The sequence below is a fragment of the Gluconobacter kanchanaburiensis NBRC 103587 genome (assembly GCF_007988905.1).
Lineage (GTDB): Bacteria > Pseudomonadota > Alphaproteobacteria > Acetobacterales > Acetobacteraceae > Gluconobacter > Gluconobacter kanchanaburiensis.
Map to the genome: position 1 here is coordinate 67,624 of NZ_BJVA01000005.1, position 17,505 is coordinate 85,128.

The following is a 17,505-nucleotide window of genomic DNA, read 5'->3' on the forward strand; positions in this document are numbered from 1 at the left end:
ATGATGGTGACAGGGCTGGCGGCCGTACTCCTAGCGCTTGCGTTCCTGCTCACGCTTGTCAGCATCATCCAACCCCTTGCGAAACGGCTCGAGATTTCCGAAGCCGTTCTGCTTGCCCTGACAGGGATCGGGCTGGGTCTCGTTGCCTCTCTTATTGTCCGTTCCTCTGCGACAGACCTTCTCGATGGCGCGGCTGAAGCGCTGATTTACTTCCCGATCAACAGCGAAGCCTTTCTGCTGATTTTCCTACCGGTTCTGGTATTTCAGGGCGCAATGGCGATCGATGTCCGTCGCCTGGCGCACGAGACGGCAACCGTGCTGCTGCTTGCAGTCGTTGCCGTCGTCGTTTCCACTGCAACGATCGGGTTTGCGCTTTATCCCTTTGCCCAACAGAGCCTTGTGGTCTGCCTGCTGCTCGGTTCAATCGTCGCTACAACCGATCCGTCCGCCGTTGCCGGAATCTTCCGCGAGATCGGTGCGGCCTCACGTCTGACGCGGCTGGTAGAAGGGGAGGCACTTCTCAACGACGCAGCCGCGATTTCCATTTTCTCGATCCTGTTGGCAGCCGTCACCTCGCATCATCACATCCATCTCGCCGATGCGCTGATGGACTTCCTGACCGCCTTTATCGGCGCAATCGTGGTCGGGGTCTGCCTCGCACGTCTGACACTCCTGCTGATCGCGGGGCTCGGAGGGTCGGCGGCTTCGGAAGTCACTCTGACGTTGGCACTGCCCTATGCCGTCTATATCCTGTGCGACGAAATGCTGGGGTTTTCCGGCGTTGTCGCGACAGCCGCCGCAGGACTGACGGTTTCGGCTTACGGTCCTTCCACTTTCCGTCCACAGGTCTGGCGTTTTCTGAACGAAATGTGGGAACAGCTTGTCTTCTGGGCTGGTTCTCTCGTCTTCCTTCTCGCTACGATGCTGGTGCCGCGCCTCCTGATCGGTATGACGAGGTGGGATTTCGTCCTGATCATCATTGCCAGCCTTGCAGGCCTGATCGCCCGATCAGCCGTAATTTTCGGCATACTGCCGCTACTGGCTGTAACAAAACTCTCACCGCCCGTGCCCAACCCATTCAAGGCAACGATGGCCTGGGGTGGAATTCGTGGTGCCATCACGCTTGCCCTGGCTTTGGCTGTCACCGAAAACCAGAGTGTTTCGAGCCCCGTTGCCCATTTTGTTGGTATCATCGCAACCGGGTTCGTTCTCATCACGCTTCTCGTCAATGGCACCACGCTGCGCGCGCTCGTCCTATTCTTCAAGCTGGATCAGCTTTCGCCCATCGATCAGGCCATTCGCCAGCAGATCGTGGGCATCGGGTTGGGTGAAGTTGCAGAGCGGACCCGGGAGCTCTCGGAAGAGCTCGGCTTTAGCGAGCAGACACGTGCAGGCGTCATTACCCGTCTCGAACGTCGGGCGGAGAAGGAGAGGGCGGCGAACAATTTTGAAGCCGCCCTGAATGACCGGAACCGCGTCAATATTGCCCTGATCACGATTGCCAATCAGGAACGCTCACTTCTGCTGGACCTGTTCCGTATTCAGGGCCTTTCACGTCGCGTCATGGAGACGCTGCTACGTACGGCAGAAGCGATGGCTGATGGTGCCCGGCTGGAGGGGCGGTATGGATATGTCCGCGCATTGAAGCGTCGGCTCCAGCCGTCTCTCCGGTTTCGGATTGCACAGGAACTGCACAGCCGCTTTCATATCGACGAGCCTCTGACGAACTGTATGATGGAGCGCTTCGAGATGCTCATCATCGCACATCTCGTTTCGCTCTCGCTTCAACGGTTCATCCGTCAACGGATGGAGCCTACACTGGGGCCCCGTATTACGGAAATTGTCTCCGAAGTTCTGGGACGGCAGCGTAAACTGCTCGATGACGCGCTGGAGACTTTGCGACTGCATTACTCCGGCTATTCTGAGGCGCTGGAGAGTCGTATTCTTCGCCAGATTGCCCTGCGCCTTGAGGACGAAGAATATGATGCCCTGGAAGCAGACAACCTGATTTCGGAGGAGCTTCACCGCGAGCTTCATCGTGAAATCGAACGGCAGCGAGCCCGTCTTGATGCGCCGCTGAGGTTCAATCTGAAAAGCGGTATCGAACAGCGTCTCAGGGCTTTTCCGGCATTCAACGGTGTTCCCGACAGTGTTCTTCAGAAACTGGCGGGGAAGGTGTCAATGCATTTCGTTTCCCCCGGTGAAGTCCTCTTCAAACGGGGACAACGGGTCCGGGTCGTTTATGCACAGGTTGCAGGGCTGGCAGAGGTCAACCTGGCCGAAAGAGATCTGCTGTTCGGGGGCGGAGATCTTATCGGCGCAGCGTCCGTAATCCGGGATACGCCAATGCCAGGAACAGTACGCTCGCTGCAATTCAGCCATCTTCTGGCCATTCCGCGTCCGGTTTTCGAACGGCTGCTTAAACAGTATCCAATCGTTCAGCGTCTCATCATCCAGCGAAGCCAGAAACGCGCTGACGGGTTGCTTACGCCGGTGACGGTTCGCACTCTAGACGGGGATATGGTTTCCACAGCATCTGCGCCGGAAATGCGTCGTCTGGTCTCGCCTCCTTAATCGGGGCGTACCTCGGCACCTCCCTGCGGGGCAAGGAGGTCACGAAACCGGACTGCACAGAATCCGAGAATAATCGAAGCCAGGAGAGCTGCGCCTGAATGAAGCAGCCAGAACGAGACGTCTGACATCCGGCCCAGAAGAGTGGCCAGCTTTCCAATGAGGAGATTGGATAAAAACAGATGCAACGAAAAGCATGCCACGAGAATGGTATTCAGACTGGTTGGAGCAGCGCGTGAAAACAGTGCCATTCCGATCGCGAAGTTCATCGAAAAACCAATGTCGTTAATAATGTGAAACGCAAGTCCCCATAACAGGCTCACGTCATGCGGTCCGGGACTAAGCCAGGCTCCCAGTGCCAGCATGAGAGGGCCGAACGCTGCAATCAGCGTTCCCAGAGCGACCTTGGTAATTTCAGGAAGATCCTGCCGTCGTCGTGAGTAAGCCTTCCAGAACCACAGAACCAGAATAGCGCACAGAGTGCTGATGAAACCATCGAGTGAAATCAGGTCGCTTACCGGCATTTCATAACCGAAAAGACGAAGCTGAAAATGCTCGCGTCCCCACAGCAGATATCCGTCGAAAATCTCGGAATTGGGAACCGCCCCCACAGCCATGACGGGAACAAGAGCCAGCAGAAGAAAAGTTGTTTTTTTCTCACGAGCGGTAAGGGCAGGGCGGGGCGGCACGACTGCATCAAGGCCCTGCACGTTACCGGCGTCCTGTCCGGATGCTGTAGAGAGCCAGCGACGGCCGAACAGATAGACCAGCAGACCAATCAGCATTCCCAGACCTGCCGCAAGGAATCCCCAGTGCCAGGCGATCTGCGCAAGGCTGGCGCACAGGGCCGGGGAGACGATCACCGCGATCTGAAGACCCATCATATAAATCTGATATGCGTCGGAACGCCGGCGATCGCCAAGAGCATAAAGTGCGCCGACCTGAGCCCGCAAACCACCAGCCATACCGATCCCAGGAAGCAGAAGCCCGAGTGCCAGTACGAAACTCCAGTCGAATGAAAGCAGGAAATGCCCAGCTGTCATCAAAACGGCGCCAAGAAGGATGGTCCGTGTCTGCCCGAGCACCCTGTCGGCGAGAAAGCCGCCGAGAAGAGGAGTGGCGTAGATCAGCGCAAGGAAAAGCCCGGTAATTGCGGCTGCCATCGCCTGGGGACCCGCAGGCGCATAAAGAGCCGATACGATGTTTTCCAGAGCACCCAGACCCCAGACATGCCCGGAATGATCAGTCTTAAGGAGATGATCCGTCAGATACAGCGCCAGAATTGACTGCATCCCGTAAAGCGAAAATCCAACCCAGCCTTCAGTCAGGGTCAGAACCCACAACCCGACCGGGTGCCCCCAGAGTTCCTGTTGGTAAACGGAGAGCCCGGAGGAATGGTTACCGTGCACGGAAGCTGGCTGAGAGGAAACTGGCTCAGGAGTAGCCGGAACGATTTCAGTCATAGGACCTCGTCAATACGCGGAGTAGGGAACCTGCGTACCGGGAGAACGTTATGAACGCAAAAAGGAGAAGATGATCATGGCTTAATGCCATAGATAATATTCATGGCATTAAGCCATGATCAGGATTGATGGCTTAATGCCATAACCTAAACAAAAAAAGATAGGTTTAGCGAATGAGATCCTGCCGCCAGATGGCGCAACGCTCGCAGAAAAGCCTATTGGCGAAATGCCATTATACATAAATCGCCAAAAACTGCGGATTTCAGCGCATTCAGGCCGGCGAGTGTCGGCGATTCGAAGCCTGAGTCCGGGCAAGTGGTCCAAACACATATTTGTCGCATAAGATATATTATGCCAACTTATTGGCGTAAGCGGGGGATTCTCTGACGTTTTCGTGATAACACATCCTATTGTTGCGAAGAATGTCGCCATTCGCGCTAGGAAAAGCACTGTAGTCCATTTCGGCCGGTCGGTGCCTGCATTGCACTGACCGGCATATCCGCGGGAGCGGCTGTCCTTATGCCATCTATGTCCTTGTGCCGACTGAGTCTTCTGGGAAGCACATTCTGCATTGCTGCACTCTCCGTTATCCCGACTGTCGCACGAGCCGATGATTATACGGAACTTCTCGACATCCTCAGGGCCAAGGGCAGCCTGAGCCGTTCCGAGTACAACGTTCTGCTCGCCCACCATCAGCATCACGCGCACCCCTCTTTGCAGCGTGACGACGATGCTGCGTCTTCTTCCGCTCCTTCCCGGCATCGCAACCGCTACATGCGCTATGGACCTCAACATGAAGGGAGCAATCTCGAAGCGCCGCCTGATGTGACGACCATCGCTGCCGTTTCCGCCGCACGCCGGGCCGCCATGGAGGCCTCCGCTAGCGCACAGGATGCCCGCAACTCGTTGATGGAAGCGCGTCGGACCTATAACCCCGACAGCATCGTGCGGGTAAAACCCTATGTCGCCGGCAAAGGCATTACTCTTCAGGCTGGCCAGATTGACATCAACATTTCCGGCTTCGTCAACGCTTACTATACCTATAATAGCCCGAGCGGCGGCCGCCCTGTAGCAGGCGGCGTCTCGACCGGCAGCAGCGGCTTTGATTCCTCGTCCGTTCGTAACGGCCTGCTGCCGGGCGGTCTGATCCTCAAGCTGAATACGGTTCAGGACGGGATCAAGCTTGGTGCCGTCTTCGGAATGTATCCTGGCATCAACAACAACAATCCCAGCACCTTCAACGCCAATTCGGGCGGCAGTCCGGTGGGCCTCGGAACGGCCGGCCTCGATTTCCGTCAGGTTTACATGACCGCGGGCACGGACAAGTTCGGTACGGTCAAGCTGGGTCGCGATATCGCACTGTTTGCATCGGACGCCATCCTGAACGATGCCACACTTCTCAGCGTCGGAAGCACCGGTAGCAACGCTAATCCCGCCAACACCTCACTCGGTCGTATCGGCGTGGGTTATGTTTATACTGACTGGCTGCCGCAGATCACCTATATTTCACCGAGATGGAAGGGTTTTCAGGCTTCCGTCGGCGTCATGACACCGCTGGATGAATACAACTACGCTGGGGGTGGCCTGTCTGCGACCACGACGCAACACAGCTCCCCCATGCTTCAGGGCAAAGTCACGTATGACGGGAACATCTACGGCTTCACAACACGGTTCTGGAGCAGCTTCCTCGTCCAGCACCAACAAAACCTGACCAGTTCCACACTCGGAAGCAGCAGCCGCAAAGGAACGACTGTCGAGGCTGGAGACGTGGGCGTGAAACTGTCGCGTGGTCCATTTGAAGGCGTGGCCTATTACTATTACGGCAGCGGACTAGGAACGACCGGCATTTTCTTCGACGGTGTCTCTCCGGACGGACGCAAACGTGCTTCTGAGGGATATTATGTTCAGGCGGCCTACAAAATTCTGCCAAAGCTCAAGGTTGTCGGTAGTTATGGTGTGAGCAATCTTTATCAGGCGCCAGGTGAAGACAATCCGTCTCTCGTGCGTCGCAACCAGTCGGAAGTCGGGGCAATCTATTACAACGTGACGGACTGGTTCACGATCGTAGGTGAATATGCCCATACGGAATCGGATGCTCACAGTTTCGCGCATGAAAGCGACCACACCATGTCCGCTGGTGCGATGATGACGTTCTGATAGCGGCTCAGGTCAGACAGGCTTCTTATCCTGTCTGACCGACCAAACCTTATACGGAGGTCAGAAAACCATTCTGACCACCCTTCCCGCCTCCATCGCGAAAAAGATACGTTTCCGCTGCCAGGTGTTTAGATCTGGAGAACCATTCCATCATACGCTGGCTCCACCCCAGCTGGCAGCGTCTGGCGCAGCGTCTGGTAATCCATTTCTGGTCCCATATGAGTCAGGATGACATGTTCTATGCCAAGCCGCTCACGCCACACCAAGACGCGTTCGAGCCATGCATGGGCAGGATGGGGCTCATACTGGAAGCAGTCCACAATCCAGATGCTAACGCCTTCGAGCCGTAAGAGCGCCTCGTCCGACAGAGTCTCGACATCTGTGCTGTAAGCAAAATTTCCACATCGCACCCCCAGAGACGTGATCCGACCGTGACGCTGCTCAAAAATCCGCAGGTCTAGCCCTGGAAATGCGATCTCATCGCCTGCCTGCACGATCCGTTCATCGAAAACCGGCCGATAGAACTCCGGTCCCTTCCAGGGCGCGAAAGCGTAGGCATACCGCAGACGCAGTTCTTCGAGGACGTCATGCGTTGCCAGAAGCGGCAGGGGCGTTTCGATCACGCGGTTGATGGCCCGCAATTCGTCGAGACCACCGATATGGTCACTGTGCGGGTGGGTGTAGAGCACCGCATGAACATGGCTGAGACCGCAGGCCAGCATCTGATGTCGGAAGTCCGGTCCCGAGTCCACGAGAAGCCGGAAGCCACCCTCGCCTTCGATCACGATCGAAGAGCGTGTGCGCCGGTTTCGCGGCTCGGCGGGGTCGCAGACACCCCAGATCCCCGTCTGCGCCCCCTCCTCGCCCCCGATCATCGGGACGCCAGCGGAGCCACCACATCCGAGGACCGTCACCTTCATGCAGCGATCCTTGAGAACAGGCGGCGGGCATTTTCGGTCGTAATCCGGGTGATTTCCTCAAGAGAAACCCCGCGCTCTTCTGCCAGACGTGCTGCCGTATGGGCAACATAACCGGGCGTGTTGGGCTTTCCGCGTTTCGGGACAGGTGCAAGATATGGGCTGTCTGTCTCGACCAGAAGACGATCTTCCGGGACCATCCTTGCAACCTCGCGGATTTCCTCGCATTTCGGGAAGGTCAGCAAGCCTGAAAAGCTGATATATCCCCCAAGTTCCAGAACCGCTTCTGCCAGTTTCGGACCAGATGCAAAGCAGTGGATCAGGAACGGAAATGCGCCGTTCGCGTGTTCTTCACGCAGAATGGCGATCATGTCGTCATCGGCGTTACGGGTGTGAATGACGACTGGCAGCCCAGTCTGACGTGCGGCCGCGATATGGGTGCGGAACGCGGCATGCTGGGCCGGTTTGGCTTCATCTCCACTGTGGAAATAATCCAGTCCCGTCTCCCCGATCGCCACGACACAAGACGTTTCGGTCTTGGCAACCAGCTCCTCAACCGACGGCAGACGCTCCTCACCCGCATAATCCGGATGGATGCCGATCGCACACCAGATCCGCAGATCCGGCGTGTCATGCTGCGTCAGGGCGATCTGAGTGTCTGCTTTGGAAAACCGTGTCCCAATCGTGATCATTCCGGACAGACCCGCCTCCCGCGCCAGCTCGAAAGCGGGCGCGAGATCGTCGAGCTTATCCAGATGACAGTGCGTGTCGATCAGTCCCGTCATGCCTCTTCCTCAACAAAGCGCGGGAATAGACCTTCCGGCTTGGGAAGTGTGCGACCAGCCGGGAGCGGCGTCTCAAGGGCCGCGAATGTCCTCTCGTCGTCCTGCACACCGAGTTGGGTGAGCATCTTGTCCATCGTGTTCGGCATGAAAGGCTGAAGCATGGTTGCGATGCCCCGGATCATGTCCACAAGAACGCGCAGCACATCGGCCATCCGCTCCGGATCGGTCTTCTTCAAAGCCCAGGGGGCCTGACGGTCGATATAGGAGTTGGCAGCGCGGATGACCTTCCAGACCTCCTCCAGCGCATCGGTGATTGCCTTGCGCTCGATCTGCTCGGACATAATCGTCGGCAGCAGAGTCACCATAGCCAGCATGGCCTGATCGTCTTCGGTCAGTGCGCCGCGTTCGGGCAGAATGCCTCCCAGATTGCGGGCCACCTGACTCAACGTGCGCTGGCAGAGATTGCCGAGATCGTTCGCAAGCTCAACATTCGTGCGGGTGATCATGGAGCGGCGGCTGAAATTGGAATCACCGCCGAACGGCACTTCGCGCATCAGGAAGAAGCGCAACGCATCCAGACCGAACTCGTCGGCCAGCGCCTTCGGATCAAGGACGTTGCCGAGAGACTTGCTCATCTTCTCGCCCTCGACCGTCCACCAGCCATGGGCAAAGACGCTCTTCGGCAGATCGATGCCAGCCGCCATCAGGAACGCAGGCCAGTATACGCAGTGGAAGCGAGCGATTTCCTTGCCCACGACATGCACATCCGCTGGCCAGAACTTCGCCCGCGGCTCGTTGAAGTCGGGATAGCCCACGGCCGTCAGGTAGTTCGCGAGCGCGTCAAACCACACATACATGACATGGTCCGGATCGTTCGGAACCGGTACACCCCATTTGAAGCTTGTGCGGCTGACAGACAGGTCACGCAGGCCCTGACGGACGAAGCTTTCGATTTCACGACGCGGTCCAACAGGGCCGATGAAGTCGGGATTATCTTCATACAGTTTCAGAAGCCGGTCCTGAAAATCGGACAGACGGAAAAAATAAGACGGCTCCTTGACGCGCTCCACTGGCGCACCGGACGGCGCAACGAACGATCCATCCGGCTTCTTGACCAGTTCGTCCTCGCCGATGAAGGCTTCATCGCGGGTAGAATACCAACCTTCATAGGCGCCCAGATAGATATGCCCGTTCGCCGCGACCTTCTCCCACAGCGCCTTGGCCGCGCCCTTGTGGCGCTCCTCTGTGGTGCGGATGAACTCGTCAGTCGAGATCGCCATGTCCTTCTGCATCTGGCGGAAGGAGGCCGAAACCTCGTCGGCGTAGGCCTGCGGGTCCATGCCCTTGGCGACGGCCGTCTGCTCGACCTTCTGGCCATGCTCGTCCGTCCCACTGACGAACAGAACCTCTTCGCCGTTCAGGCGATGAAAGCGGGCCAGAACGTCGGCCGCGATGGAGGTATAGGCATGCCCGATATGCGGAGCGCCGTTCACATAGAAGATCGGGGTCGTGATGGTGAAGCGCCGCGTCATGTCCACTCGTTTCATAACGCCCTGACCATCTCAATTGCCGGAAGCAAGTTCCGCTGCCTGACGGATGGCCTGGGCCTTGTCCAGATTGAAGCCTTCGGTCTGGCGTCTCAGCGTATCCAGTTCGGAACACTGCCGCGCCGCCAGATCGGCCTTTGCAAGATCCCCATGTCGCGCTGCCGAGCGCGCACGGTCTGCCAGTCCCTCGCCTAGCAAATCGCAGAGCAATGCGAAACCTTCCGCTTCTTTTGCAATACGCTCGCTCAGGGGCATGGTTGCCGAAACACGCACCTGTCCGCCAAGGATTTCCGCCACAAATGACGCAATCACGCCGTCCCGGTCCTGCGAGAGAAAGAGTGCCCGGCCTGGCGATCCATGGGCCCGTGCCAGCACATCCGCAGAAACACCGGGCAGTGCGGCGCGCATATCCGCGTCGGACAGCGCGGACAAAGTGAGCATCCGGCACCGGCTGCGGATCGTGGGCAGGAGCGCGCCCGGAGAAGACGTCGTCAGGAGAAGGACACAGCGCGGAGGAGGCTCTTCAAGGATCTTGAGCAGCGCGTTGGCCGCGAACCGGTTCAGATATTCCGCCCCGTCCACGATCACCACACGCCAGCCGCCTTCGGTTGCCGTGTGATGCAGGAAGGTCTGGACCGGGCGCACATCCGCCGCAGTAATTTCCCCGCGCAGACGCCCTTTTTTTTCGTCCACGACCCGCGAAATTTCCAGCAAATCCCCATGTGTTCCGGCCGCAATACGCCGTGCCTGCGACGATTCCGGATTTTCCGCATTCAGCAGCAGCCGGGCCAGACGGAAGGCCAGCGTCGCCTTGCCAATTCCTGCCGGGCCACAGATCAGCCAGGCATGATGCAGCTTGCCACCGGCCAGGGCCTGCCGGAACGTCGCTTCCGCGTCGCCGTGACCATACAGCTCCAGAGTGTGGCGCGGATCGCTCACACGCCCTGAACCGCAAGACGAGCCTGAACAGCTTGCAGAAGCGCCGCACCGACGATCTCGGGTGTCTGGGCCGCGTCAATTCGCTTCACGCGCGCTGGGTCCGCTGACGCAATCGCGTCAAACCCGGCCAGAACGCGCTCGTGAAACGCTTCTGCCTGACCTTCGTAACGATCTGTCTGTCCACCACGGGCATTAAGGCGCTCACGCGCCTGCGTCCGGGGAAGCTCAAGCATCAATGTCAGATCGGGCTCGAAATCCACGAGTTTGCGCGCGCCGTTCAGGAATTTCAGAACATCCGGTGCACTCTGCCCGACGCCATAGCCTTGATAGGCAAACGTCGAATCATGAAAGCGGTCACACACCACGATCTCGCCCCGCTCAAGCGCCGGCAGAATGGCGTTATCGAGATGGTCCGACCGGGCGGCCATGTGCATCAGGATTTCCGCCCGCCAGGAGAGATCAACCTTTCCAAACAGCAGCAGGTTGCGGATTTCTTCCGCGCCCGGCGTGCCACCAGGCTCTCGCGTCAGCAGAACATTATGCCCTTGCGCACGCAGGGCCTCAGCAAGAAGGCGGGCCTGCGTGGATTTCCCCGCGCCCTCACCACCTTCCAGTGTGATAAACAGTCCTTTTCCAGCCATGTCCTTACTGCGCGGGACCATGACCCAGACGGGTCATGGCGCGAGCGACCAGTCCAAGCTTCGCAACCGATTCGCCAGCTTCAAGCGGCACGCGGATATCGGCCATGTTCGGCGCGGAAATCACCAGCGCTCCGCAAACCTGCCCCTTCGTTACGGGGGCAATCACCGGCGACGCATAATCCACGGCGATATGGGAGCGCTGCTGCCAGCCGACCGGCAGCGTCATGACGATATCCGCACCGGCGACCAACGACACCTGACGATGCTCGCCCATCCAGACCGGCGCGGAATCGACGACCTGTCCACGGCGGAACAGTGTAGCGTTCTCGAAATTGGCAAACGCCCAGGACATCAGGCGTTCGCCTTCATGCGCGCGCTCGTTGCTCGACGCAGTACCGTTGATGACGACGATCACACGGTTGCCGTTGCGCTTGGAACTGGCACAGAGGCCAAACCCGCCCGCATCGGTATGACCGGTCTTCAGACCATCTGCGAGGCCCTTGTCGACCAGCACGTTCCGGTTACCCTGACGGATGTGGTTGTAGGTGAACTCAAGTTCGCCGAAATAATGGTAATACTGCGGGAAATCGCGGATCAGATGCGAGGCGATTGTCGCGACATCGCGCGCAGTCATGAAGTGACCGTCCGCCGGCAGACCCGTCACATTGGCGAAGTGCGAGTTCATCATGCCGAGCTTAGGCGCTTCCTCGTTCATCATCGCAACGAAGCGCTCTTCCGAACCCGCAATGCCTTCAGCCAGAACGATACAGGCGTCATTGCCGGACTGGATCAGCATACCCTGGATCAGGTCGGACACCAGAACGCTCTGGCCCAGCGGAACGAACATCTTGGAGCCCTGCGTACGCCAGGCTTTCTCACTGACCGGAAGGCTCTGCTCTAGGCGGATACGCCCTGTCGCCAGCATGCCGAACACGATATAGGCCGTCATCATCTTCGTCAGCGAAGATGGCGCCATACGCTCCTCGGAAGCCTTGTCGAGCAGAACAGCGCCCGTGTCGTAATCCAGGATATAGGCCCAGCGCGCCACGGTATCGAATGGTCCGATCGGTGTGTTTGCCGGCGTACCGACAGGTGCGTCAGCCGCAGGAGCCGCAGCCGCTTTCGCAACATGGCCTGCATGACGGTGCGGGCGGGCAAACGCCTTCAGGGGTCCCGCAAAAGAAGCACAGGCTGCAATGCCTGCCACCCCACCGAAAAGAGAGCGTCTAGTCCGCACGTTCGTCCCCAGTTTCACGGCCTTCACACAACCGGCCATCATTCCACAATGATCCGCGCGCCCTCTACCCCGCACAGGCGGGTGCGGTCCAGTGCCGCATCCGCCTGTGCGATATCGACATAGGGCCCGCCAAGAACACGCCACTCCAGTCTCGCGCCTTCGGAGGCGTGCAGGACCGTACCGCCACAGCGCATTGCGACACTTGCCGCCGTCGCATGGCCAGAAAAGATTCCCATCAGGACATACAGACCCGACGGTCCCGGACTGCCCTGCATCCAGGTCACAGGCAACGGCCCCACGACAACAGAAGATGCCGCCGCGGACGAGTCGTTACCATAGACACGGGAAGATCCATCACTCAGGGAGGTCTCGCGGACTTCCCCAACAGGGGCCGCGGAAATATTCTGGGCAGGCGGCTTGCCCAATTCTTCCGCCAGCGACCGACTGGCCGTTTCGTCTTCCATGACCTCAACTGGCGTATCCGCAGTCATGCCCAGCAGATCCGCAGCCTTGGGGGAAAGCGCGATGATGCGCCCCGGATCCGCCGGCCCACGATCGGTCAGCCGGATCCGGACGATCCGCCCATTCAGCAAATTGCGGATACTGACGATCGCCGGAAGCTGGAGCGTCTGATGCGCACCCGTCATGCCGCTCGCAGACCAGGTCTCACCATCCGCCGTCAATCCACCAACCGGTGCTTGCTGTCGCGTTGCCAGACCTGTCACGTGGTAGTCAAACTGCTCGTTGGGATAGAACCAGCCGTGCGTTCCGCGCCAGGCACTTCCCAATTCGTAATACGGATGCGCGGCTGGCGTCGGCCCTTCACGGTGACAGGCCGCAAGAAGGGGCAGAAGGACCAGAGCGGCCCCGTAATTACGCAGAGACAATGCCCGTCCCCAGAAGCCCGACGCCGAGCGCATAATAGTCCGAAGGGTTATAACGGCGGATCACGTTGAAGTTGTGATAGACCATGAAGGCCTGTGTCCCCGGGCCATCGGGCTGCACGACAGCGCCTTTTACGTTCGACTGCGAGAACGCCGTCCCATCCACGCGACGCACACCCAGCGCCATCCATTCGGCCAGTGTCCGCTGACGGGTCCGGCCGATCTCGGCCTTGTCGAGCACCTTGGTCAGCGTGATTTCCTGGCCCCAGGGTTCGTTGCGCTGCCAGCCGCATTTTCCGAGATAATTGGCGATGGACGCGAACACGTCTGGTTCGGATGTCCAGATGTTGCGCTTGCCGTCCCCGTCCCCATCCGCCGCGTAACGCAGATAGGCGCTAGGCATGAACTGCGCCTGCCCCATGGCGCCCGCATAACTGCCGATCATTGCAGCTGGTGCGATATCGCCATCATTGAGGATCTGGAGCGCCTTCATGAGCTCGTTGCGAAAAAAAGCCGAGCGTCTCCCGTCAAAAGCCAGAGTCGCGAGCGCGTCGATGACAGAATACGTCCCATCATGTGCGCCAAATCCCGACTCGAGCCCCCAGATCCCCATGACAGCGCGATCGTCACATCCAAAGCGTGCGCTGATGGGAGACATCACGGCCTGCTGAGCGGCGTAGACGCTCCGCCCCTTCGCAAAGCGCGACTCCGGGAGAACGCGATCACGATACTGCACCCAGGTCAGGGTGAACTCCGGCTGGTGACGGTCCAGTTTGAGTACGGAAGCATTGGGCTGTTTCGTCAGGCTGAGCGCTTGGGAGACGATCGATGGCGAAAGACCCTGCGCCAGTGCCTGACTACGAATACTGGCGAGAAAGGCGGCATAATCCTCAGCGCTGGCTGACGAAAAACCTGCTGCTGCCGAACCGGCAACAGAAGTCAGGGCGGCGAGCAGATGGCGTCTTTGAAGCACGGTCAAGACCAATCCCTTACGGGTCGAAATGATAAGACATACGCTAGCAATCCGCAGCCCGAACCGCCAGCCTTGGCGCGAGTGTCGCAGGTCATTAGCGCCGAAATATGGCATGGCAAGATTGTCGTTGACGCGCTGGCGTGCGAAACCGGCGCCTCAATGTTCGTGAAACCTTCCCAGCCGTGATCGCCATCGGCCCCGCAATGGCCTCGCAGCCCGTCTGGCTGAAAGCGGCCACTATCATTGTCGGTACCTTCATTCTTGAAGATGTGGCGACAGTCCTGTCCGCCGTTGCGGCGCGTGCGGACGCGGTCAGCATCCCGGTGGCGCTGGGAGCACTGTATTTCGGTGTCGCGATCGGCGATCTGGGACTGTACGGTCTTGGCGCCGCGGGTGGCCGCTGGCCCTATCTCAGGCGCTTCCTGACACTCCCCAAACGCGAGCGGACGCAGGACTGGTTCCGCAGTAATGTCATCCGCGTCGTCGCCATCTCCCGTTTCGTGCCCGGCGCTCGGCTGCCCCTCTATACCGCCTGCGGTTTCTTCCGTGCGCCGCTCGTGCCCTTTGCCATGACGGCCGTTCTGGCTACGCTGGTCTGGACGACATGTCTTTTTCTGCTCGCCATGAGAGTCGGCGGCTGGCTGCTCGCCCATCAGGGCGGCTGGCGCTGGGCCGGACTGGCGGGATTTGTCCTGTGTATCGTCGTCGTCGGGCGTCTGATTGCCCGTTTCCAGACCGTGAGCCAGTAACAGCAATGTCCAAACCAGAAGCCGACCAGAACCCCCTCTCCCTTTTTGAATTCTGGCCTGGGTCCGTCTTCTATACGCCCATCGTCCTGTACTGGATCGCAATGGGCATCAAATACCGCGACCTCAGCATCTCCACTGCTGCCAATCCACGGATCGAAACCGGCGGACTGTGCGGGGAAAGCAAATCGTCCATCCTTGATATGGGCGGAGCCACGGCGCAATCCTTCATTGCGCCCTATGTCGTCTTTCGCAGCGGCAAAGGCGCAGAACGACGTGCTCTGGAAGCCATGGAACGTCGCGGGCTTTCCTTCCCCGTCGTCATAAAGCCCGATATCGGATGCAACGGGACGGGCGTGAAGCTTGTCCATTCCCGGGAGCAGCTCGAAGCCGTTCTGCCGCATTTTCCGGCCGATGTGGACATGCTGGCACAGGAACTCATCACCTATCCGGTGGAGGCAGGTCTCTTCTATATCCGCCATCCGGACGAACAGCGTGGCCGCATCACGTCAATCACCTACAAAGAGGCCCCGGTCCTGACAGGAGATGGCGTCTCCACGATCGAGGAGCTGATCCTACGTGACCCGCGCATGAGTCTCGTTCCGCAGATCTATCTGCCTCGTCTCGCCGGACGGGAAAGGAATATCCTTGCGAAAGGCGAAGAACTGCCGCTGGTCTTCGCTGGCAACCACTGCAAGGGCTCTATCTTCCGGGACGGTCGTGCCGATACGACCGAAGCCCTGACGGCTCAACTCGATGCCATCATTAAAGATATTCCGGACTTTTACTTCGGGCGGGTGGACGTGAAAGCCGCTTCCATCGAAGATCTGCGTCGGGGCGAGAACTTTCGGATCATCGAAATCAACGGTGTCGGGTCGGAAGCTACCCATATCTGGGATCGACGGACCACGTTGTGGGAAGCCTACCGCGCCCAGTTCTCACATTATCGCCAGACATTCCTGATTGGGGCGGCCAACCGGGCACGCGGCTGGAAGACCTCCGGAGCGTTCTCGATGCTACATTCCTGGCGCAAGCAGCGCCGTCTGCTGGCGTCCTATCCACTGAACGACTGACGCTCGTTCGGCGCATAGGACGCCAGATTTCATGCCAGACTTTACTGACCGAGCTTGCCGCCGCCGAAAATATAATTGCTGACCTGCTGTTCCAGCGAAAGCTGATCCTGCGTATCAGTGATCCTGCCCTCGGCGGACAATGTTGCCTGGGAATGACCAGGCTGGATCTGAAGGGCGTTATCCGCCGTCATGGTCGGAGCGCCAATCCCCACAGCACTATCCACGGGAAGATGAAGACGCTGATCCACGGTGAAGGCGACATCGGCCATCTGCGTCTGTGGATCGAGCGTAATGGACACGACACGCCCTACCGGCACGCCCGCGAGGTCCACATTGGCCCCCGCGTGCAGGCCGTTGGCGGAGTTGAACGCCGCGTGAAGCATCGCCCCCTGGAATGCCGGACCTTTTCTCAGGGCGTTGCCATAGACGAGAAACGTGCCGGCGATGGCAAGAACCAGACCACTGGCCAGGATCGCGCCGCCACGACCGCTCAATGTTGACTGCATGCCAGTCCCGCCCCCGCCGGAAATTCTAGAACAGAGTGGGAGTTAGTCCTCCGATCCGCGCCTGGTCAAGGTCAGGCCCGAACTTGCGTCCGCTGCCCCCATCGGGCAAGTGAACCCGATACGCGCACCGCTTTTCCGCCTTCATGATGAAGGCCATCACCCGATACAGGCTCCATGACGCTTCTTCAGGCCCTCATCCTCGCCGTCGTTCAGGGTATTACAGAGCCCTTCCCCGTCAGCAGTCTCGGCCATGCCGTTCTCCTGCCCGCGCTTCTGCACTGGGACCTGGACGAACATGCGCCCATGTTCCTGCCTTTCCTGACCATGCTGCATGTCGGAACGCTCGCGGCACTGGCTGGTGTTTTCTGGCGGGACTGGATGGCCATTCTAGGCGGCATGCTTGGCCGTTACGGACGCTATGCCCAGATGGAGGCGATTCGGATTTTCGGATTGCTGGTCATCGCCACCATTCCGGCGGTGCTGGTGGGATGGCTTCTGGAGCATCGGCTGCGCAGCGTCTTCGGTTCCCCGCTCGCTGTCGCCGGTTTTCTGGTACTCAATGGTTTTCTTCTGCTGATCACCGAGTGGCTCCGGCGCCAGAAAGGCCATCGCGAACACAGGCCCATCGCGACACTCAGCCCCAAAGACGCCCTGATCGTCGGCGTCTGGCAGTGCCTTGCGCTTCTTCCGGGACTCTCGCGTTCAGGTGCAACGATGAACGGTGGCCTGCTGCGGGGGCTGGATCATGAAACGGCAGCGCGGTTTTCGCTGCTGATGGCCCAGCCGATCGTTCTGGCCGCCACAGTCCGCGAAGCGTGGCAGATGCGGCATATGACGATATCACATGACATCATGGTCCAGTGCGTCGCAGGTGCAGTCGTGGCCGGTCTCACGGCGCTGATCTGTTCGCTCCTGATGCTGCGTTTCTTCCGCAATCATGACGGCTGGGCGCTGACGCCCTTTGGTCTCTACTGCATCGTGGCGGGAAGTTTCGCTGCCACCATCATTCTTCTCTGACCGTTCTCTCCGATCTTTCCAGCCGCCGTATTTCGCGGCACATTGCGGA

At 59.1% G+C, this 17,505-nt stretch carries 15 protein-coding genes; 5 read left to right on the forward strand and 10 right to left on the reverse strand.

Annotated features, from left to right (window positions below):
• Window positions 1–2,574, forward strand: a complete 2,574-nt coding sequence (locus tag GKA01_RS05725) for a cation:proton antiporter (protein WP_146860095.1) — start codon at window positions 1–3, stop codon at window positions 2,572–2,574.
• Here GKA01_RS05725 and GKA01_RS05730 read toward each other — a convergent pair.
• The gene (locus GKA01_RS05730) at window positions 2,571–4,034 is read right to left on the reverse strand and encodes a peptide MFS transporter (protein WP_146860097.1); all 1,464 of its coding nucleotides are present in this window, start codon (window positions 4,032–4,034) and stop codon (window positions 2,571–2,573) included. The two genes, GKA01_RS05725 and GKA01_RS05730, sit on opposite strands and share 4 nt — an antisense overlap.
• 528 nt (window positions 4,035–4,562) lie before the next feature.
• On the opposite strand from GKA01_RS05730, the gene GKA01_RS05735 reads away from it, so the two are divergent.
• Window positions 4,563–6,191, forward strand: a complete 1,629-nt coding sequence (locus GKA01_RS05735; RefSeq protein WP_371859261.1) for a porin family protein — start codon at window positions 4,563–4,565, stop codon at window positions 6,189–6,191.
• Between the two features lie 128 nt (window positions 6,192–6,319).
• Here the strand turns inward: GKA01_RS05735 and GKA01_RS05740 are convergent, their stop codons facing one another.
• The 8 genes from GKA01_RS05740 to GKA01_RS05775 are packed head-to-tail and all read right to left on the reverse strand — an operon-like array spanning window position 6,320 to window position 14,114.
• A complete protein-coding gene (locus GKA01_RS05740; protein ID WP_146860099.1) occupies window positions 6,320–7,111 on the reverse strand; it encodes an MBL fold metallo-hydrolase in 792 nt (263 codons plus the stop codon).
• On the reverse strand, window positions 7,108–7,893 hold the full coding sequence (locus GKA01_RS05745) for a TatD family hydrolase (protein WP_146860101.1): 786 nt from the start codon (window positions 7,891–7,893) through the stop codon (window positions 7,108–7,110). The genes GKA01_RS05740 and GKA01_RS05745 overlap by 4 nt, the downstream gene beginning before the upstream one ends.
• On the reverse strand, window positions 7,890–9,425 hold the full coding sequence (gene metG / locus GKA01_RS05750; protein ID WP_146860103.1) for a methionine--tRNA ligase: 1,536 nt from the start codon (window positions 9,423–9,425) through the stop codon (window positions 7,890–7,892). The genes GKA01_RS05745 and metG overlap by 4 nt, the downstream gene beginning before the upstream one ends.
• A 30-nt stretch (window positions 9,426–9,455) precedes the next feature.
• Entirely contained in the window at window positions 9,456–10,379 is a 924-nt protein-coding gene (locus GKA01_RS05755; RefSeq protein ID WP_146860105.1) for a DNA polymerase III subunit delta', read from the reverse strand.
• Window positions 10,376–11,020 (reverse strand): dTMP kinase, encoded by a 645-nt coding sequence (gene tmk, locus GKA01_RS05760; protein ID WP_146860275.1) that lies wholly within the window; start codon window positions 11,018–11,020, stop codon window positions 10,376–10,378. The genes GKA01_RS05755 and tmk overlap by 4 nt, the downstream gene beginning before the upstream one ends.
• Window positions 11,021–11,024: 4 nt before the next feature.
• Window positions 11,025–12,299, reverse strand: a complete 1,275-nt coding sequence (locus GKA01_RS05765; RefSeq protein ID WP_194265804.1) for a D-alanyl-D-alanine carboxypeptidase family protein — start codon at window positions 12,297–12,299, stop codon at window positions 11,025–11,027.
• Window positions 12,296–13,144, reverse strand: a complete 849-nt coding sequence (locus tag GKA01_RS05770; RefSeq protein ID WP_146860277.1) for a septal ring lytic transglycosylase RlpA family protein — start codon at window positions 13,142–13,144, stop codon at window positions 12,296–12,298. The genes GKA01_RS05765 and GKA01_RS05770 overlap by 4 nt, the downstream gene beginning before the upstream one ends.
• The gene (locus GKA01_RS05775; RefSeq protein ID WP_146860107.1) at window positions 13,131–14,114 is read right to left on the reverse strand and encodes a lytic murein transglycosylase; all 984 of its coding nucleotides are present in this window, start codon (window positions 14,112–14,114) and stop codon (window positions 13,131–13,133) included. The genes GKA01_RS05770 and GKA01_RS05775 overlap by 14 nt, the downstream gene beginning before the upstream one ends.
• A gap of 182 nt (window positions 14,115–14,296) precedes the next feature.
• On the opposite strand from GKA01_RS05775, the gene GKA01_RS05780 reads away from it, so the two are divergent.
• On the forward strand, window positions 14,297–14,863 hold the full coding sequence (locus GKA01_RS05780) for a DedA family protein (RefSeq protein WP_146860279.1): 567 nt from the start codon (window positions 14,297–14,299) through the stop codon (window positions 14,861–14,863).
• A 5-nt stretch (window positions 14,864–14,868) separates the two neighbouring features.
• Entirely contained in the window at window positions 14,869–15,933 is a 1,065-nt protein-coding gene (locus tag GKA01_RS05785) for an ATP-grasp domain-containing protein (RefSeq protein WP_146860109.1), read from the forward strand.
• A gap of 41 nt (window positions 15,934–15,974) precedes the next feature.
• Here the strand turns inward: GKA01_RS05785 and GKA01_RS05790 are convergent, their stop codons facing one another.
• A complete protein-coding gene (locus tag GKA01_RS05790) occupies window positions 15,975–16,439 on the reverse strand; it encodes an MlaD family protein (protein ID WP_146860111.1) in 465 nt (154 codons plus the stop codon).
• Window positions 16,440–16,613: 174 nt separating this feature from the next.
• Here GKA01_RS05790 and GKA01_RS05795 point away from each other — a divergent pair, with 174 nt between their 5' ends.
• Window positions 16,614–17,456 (forward strand): undecaprenyl-diphosphate phosphatase, encoded by an 843-nt coding sequence (locus GKA01_RS05795; protein ID WP_146860113.1) that lies wholly within the window; start codon window positions 16,614–16,616, stop codon window positions 17,454–17,456.
• Window positions 17,457–17,505 lie beyond the last annotated feature (49 nt).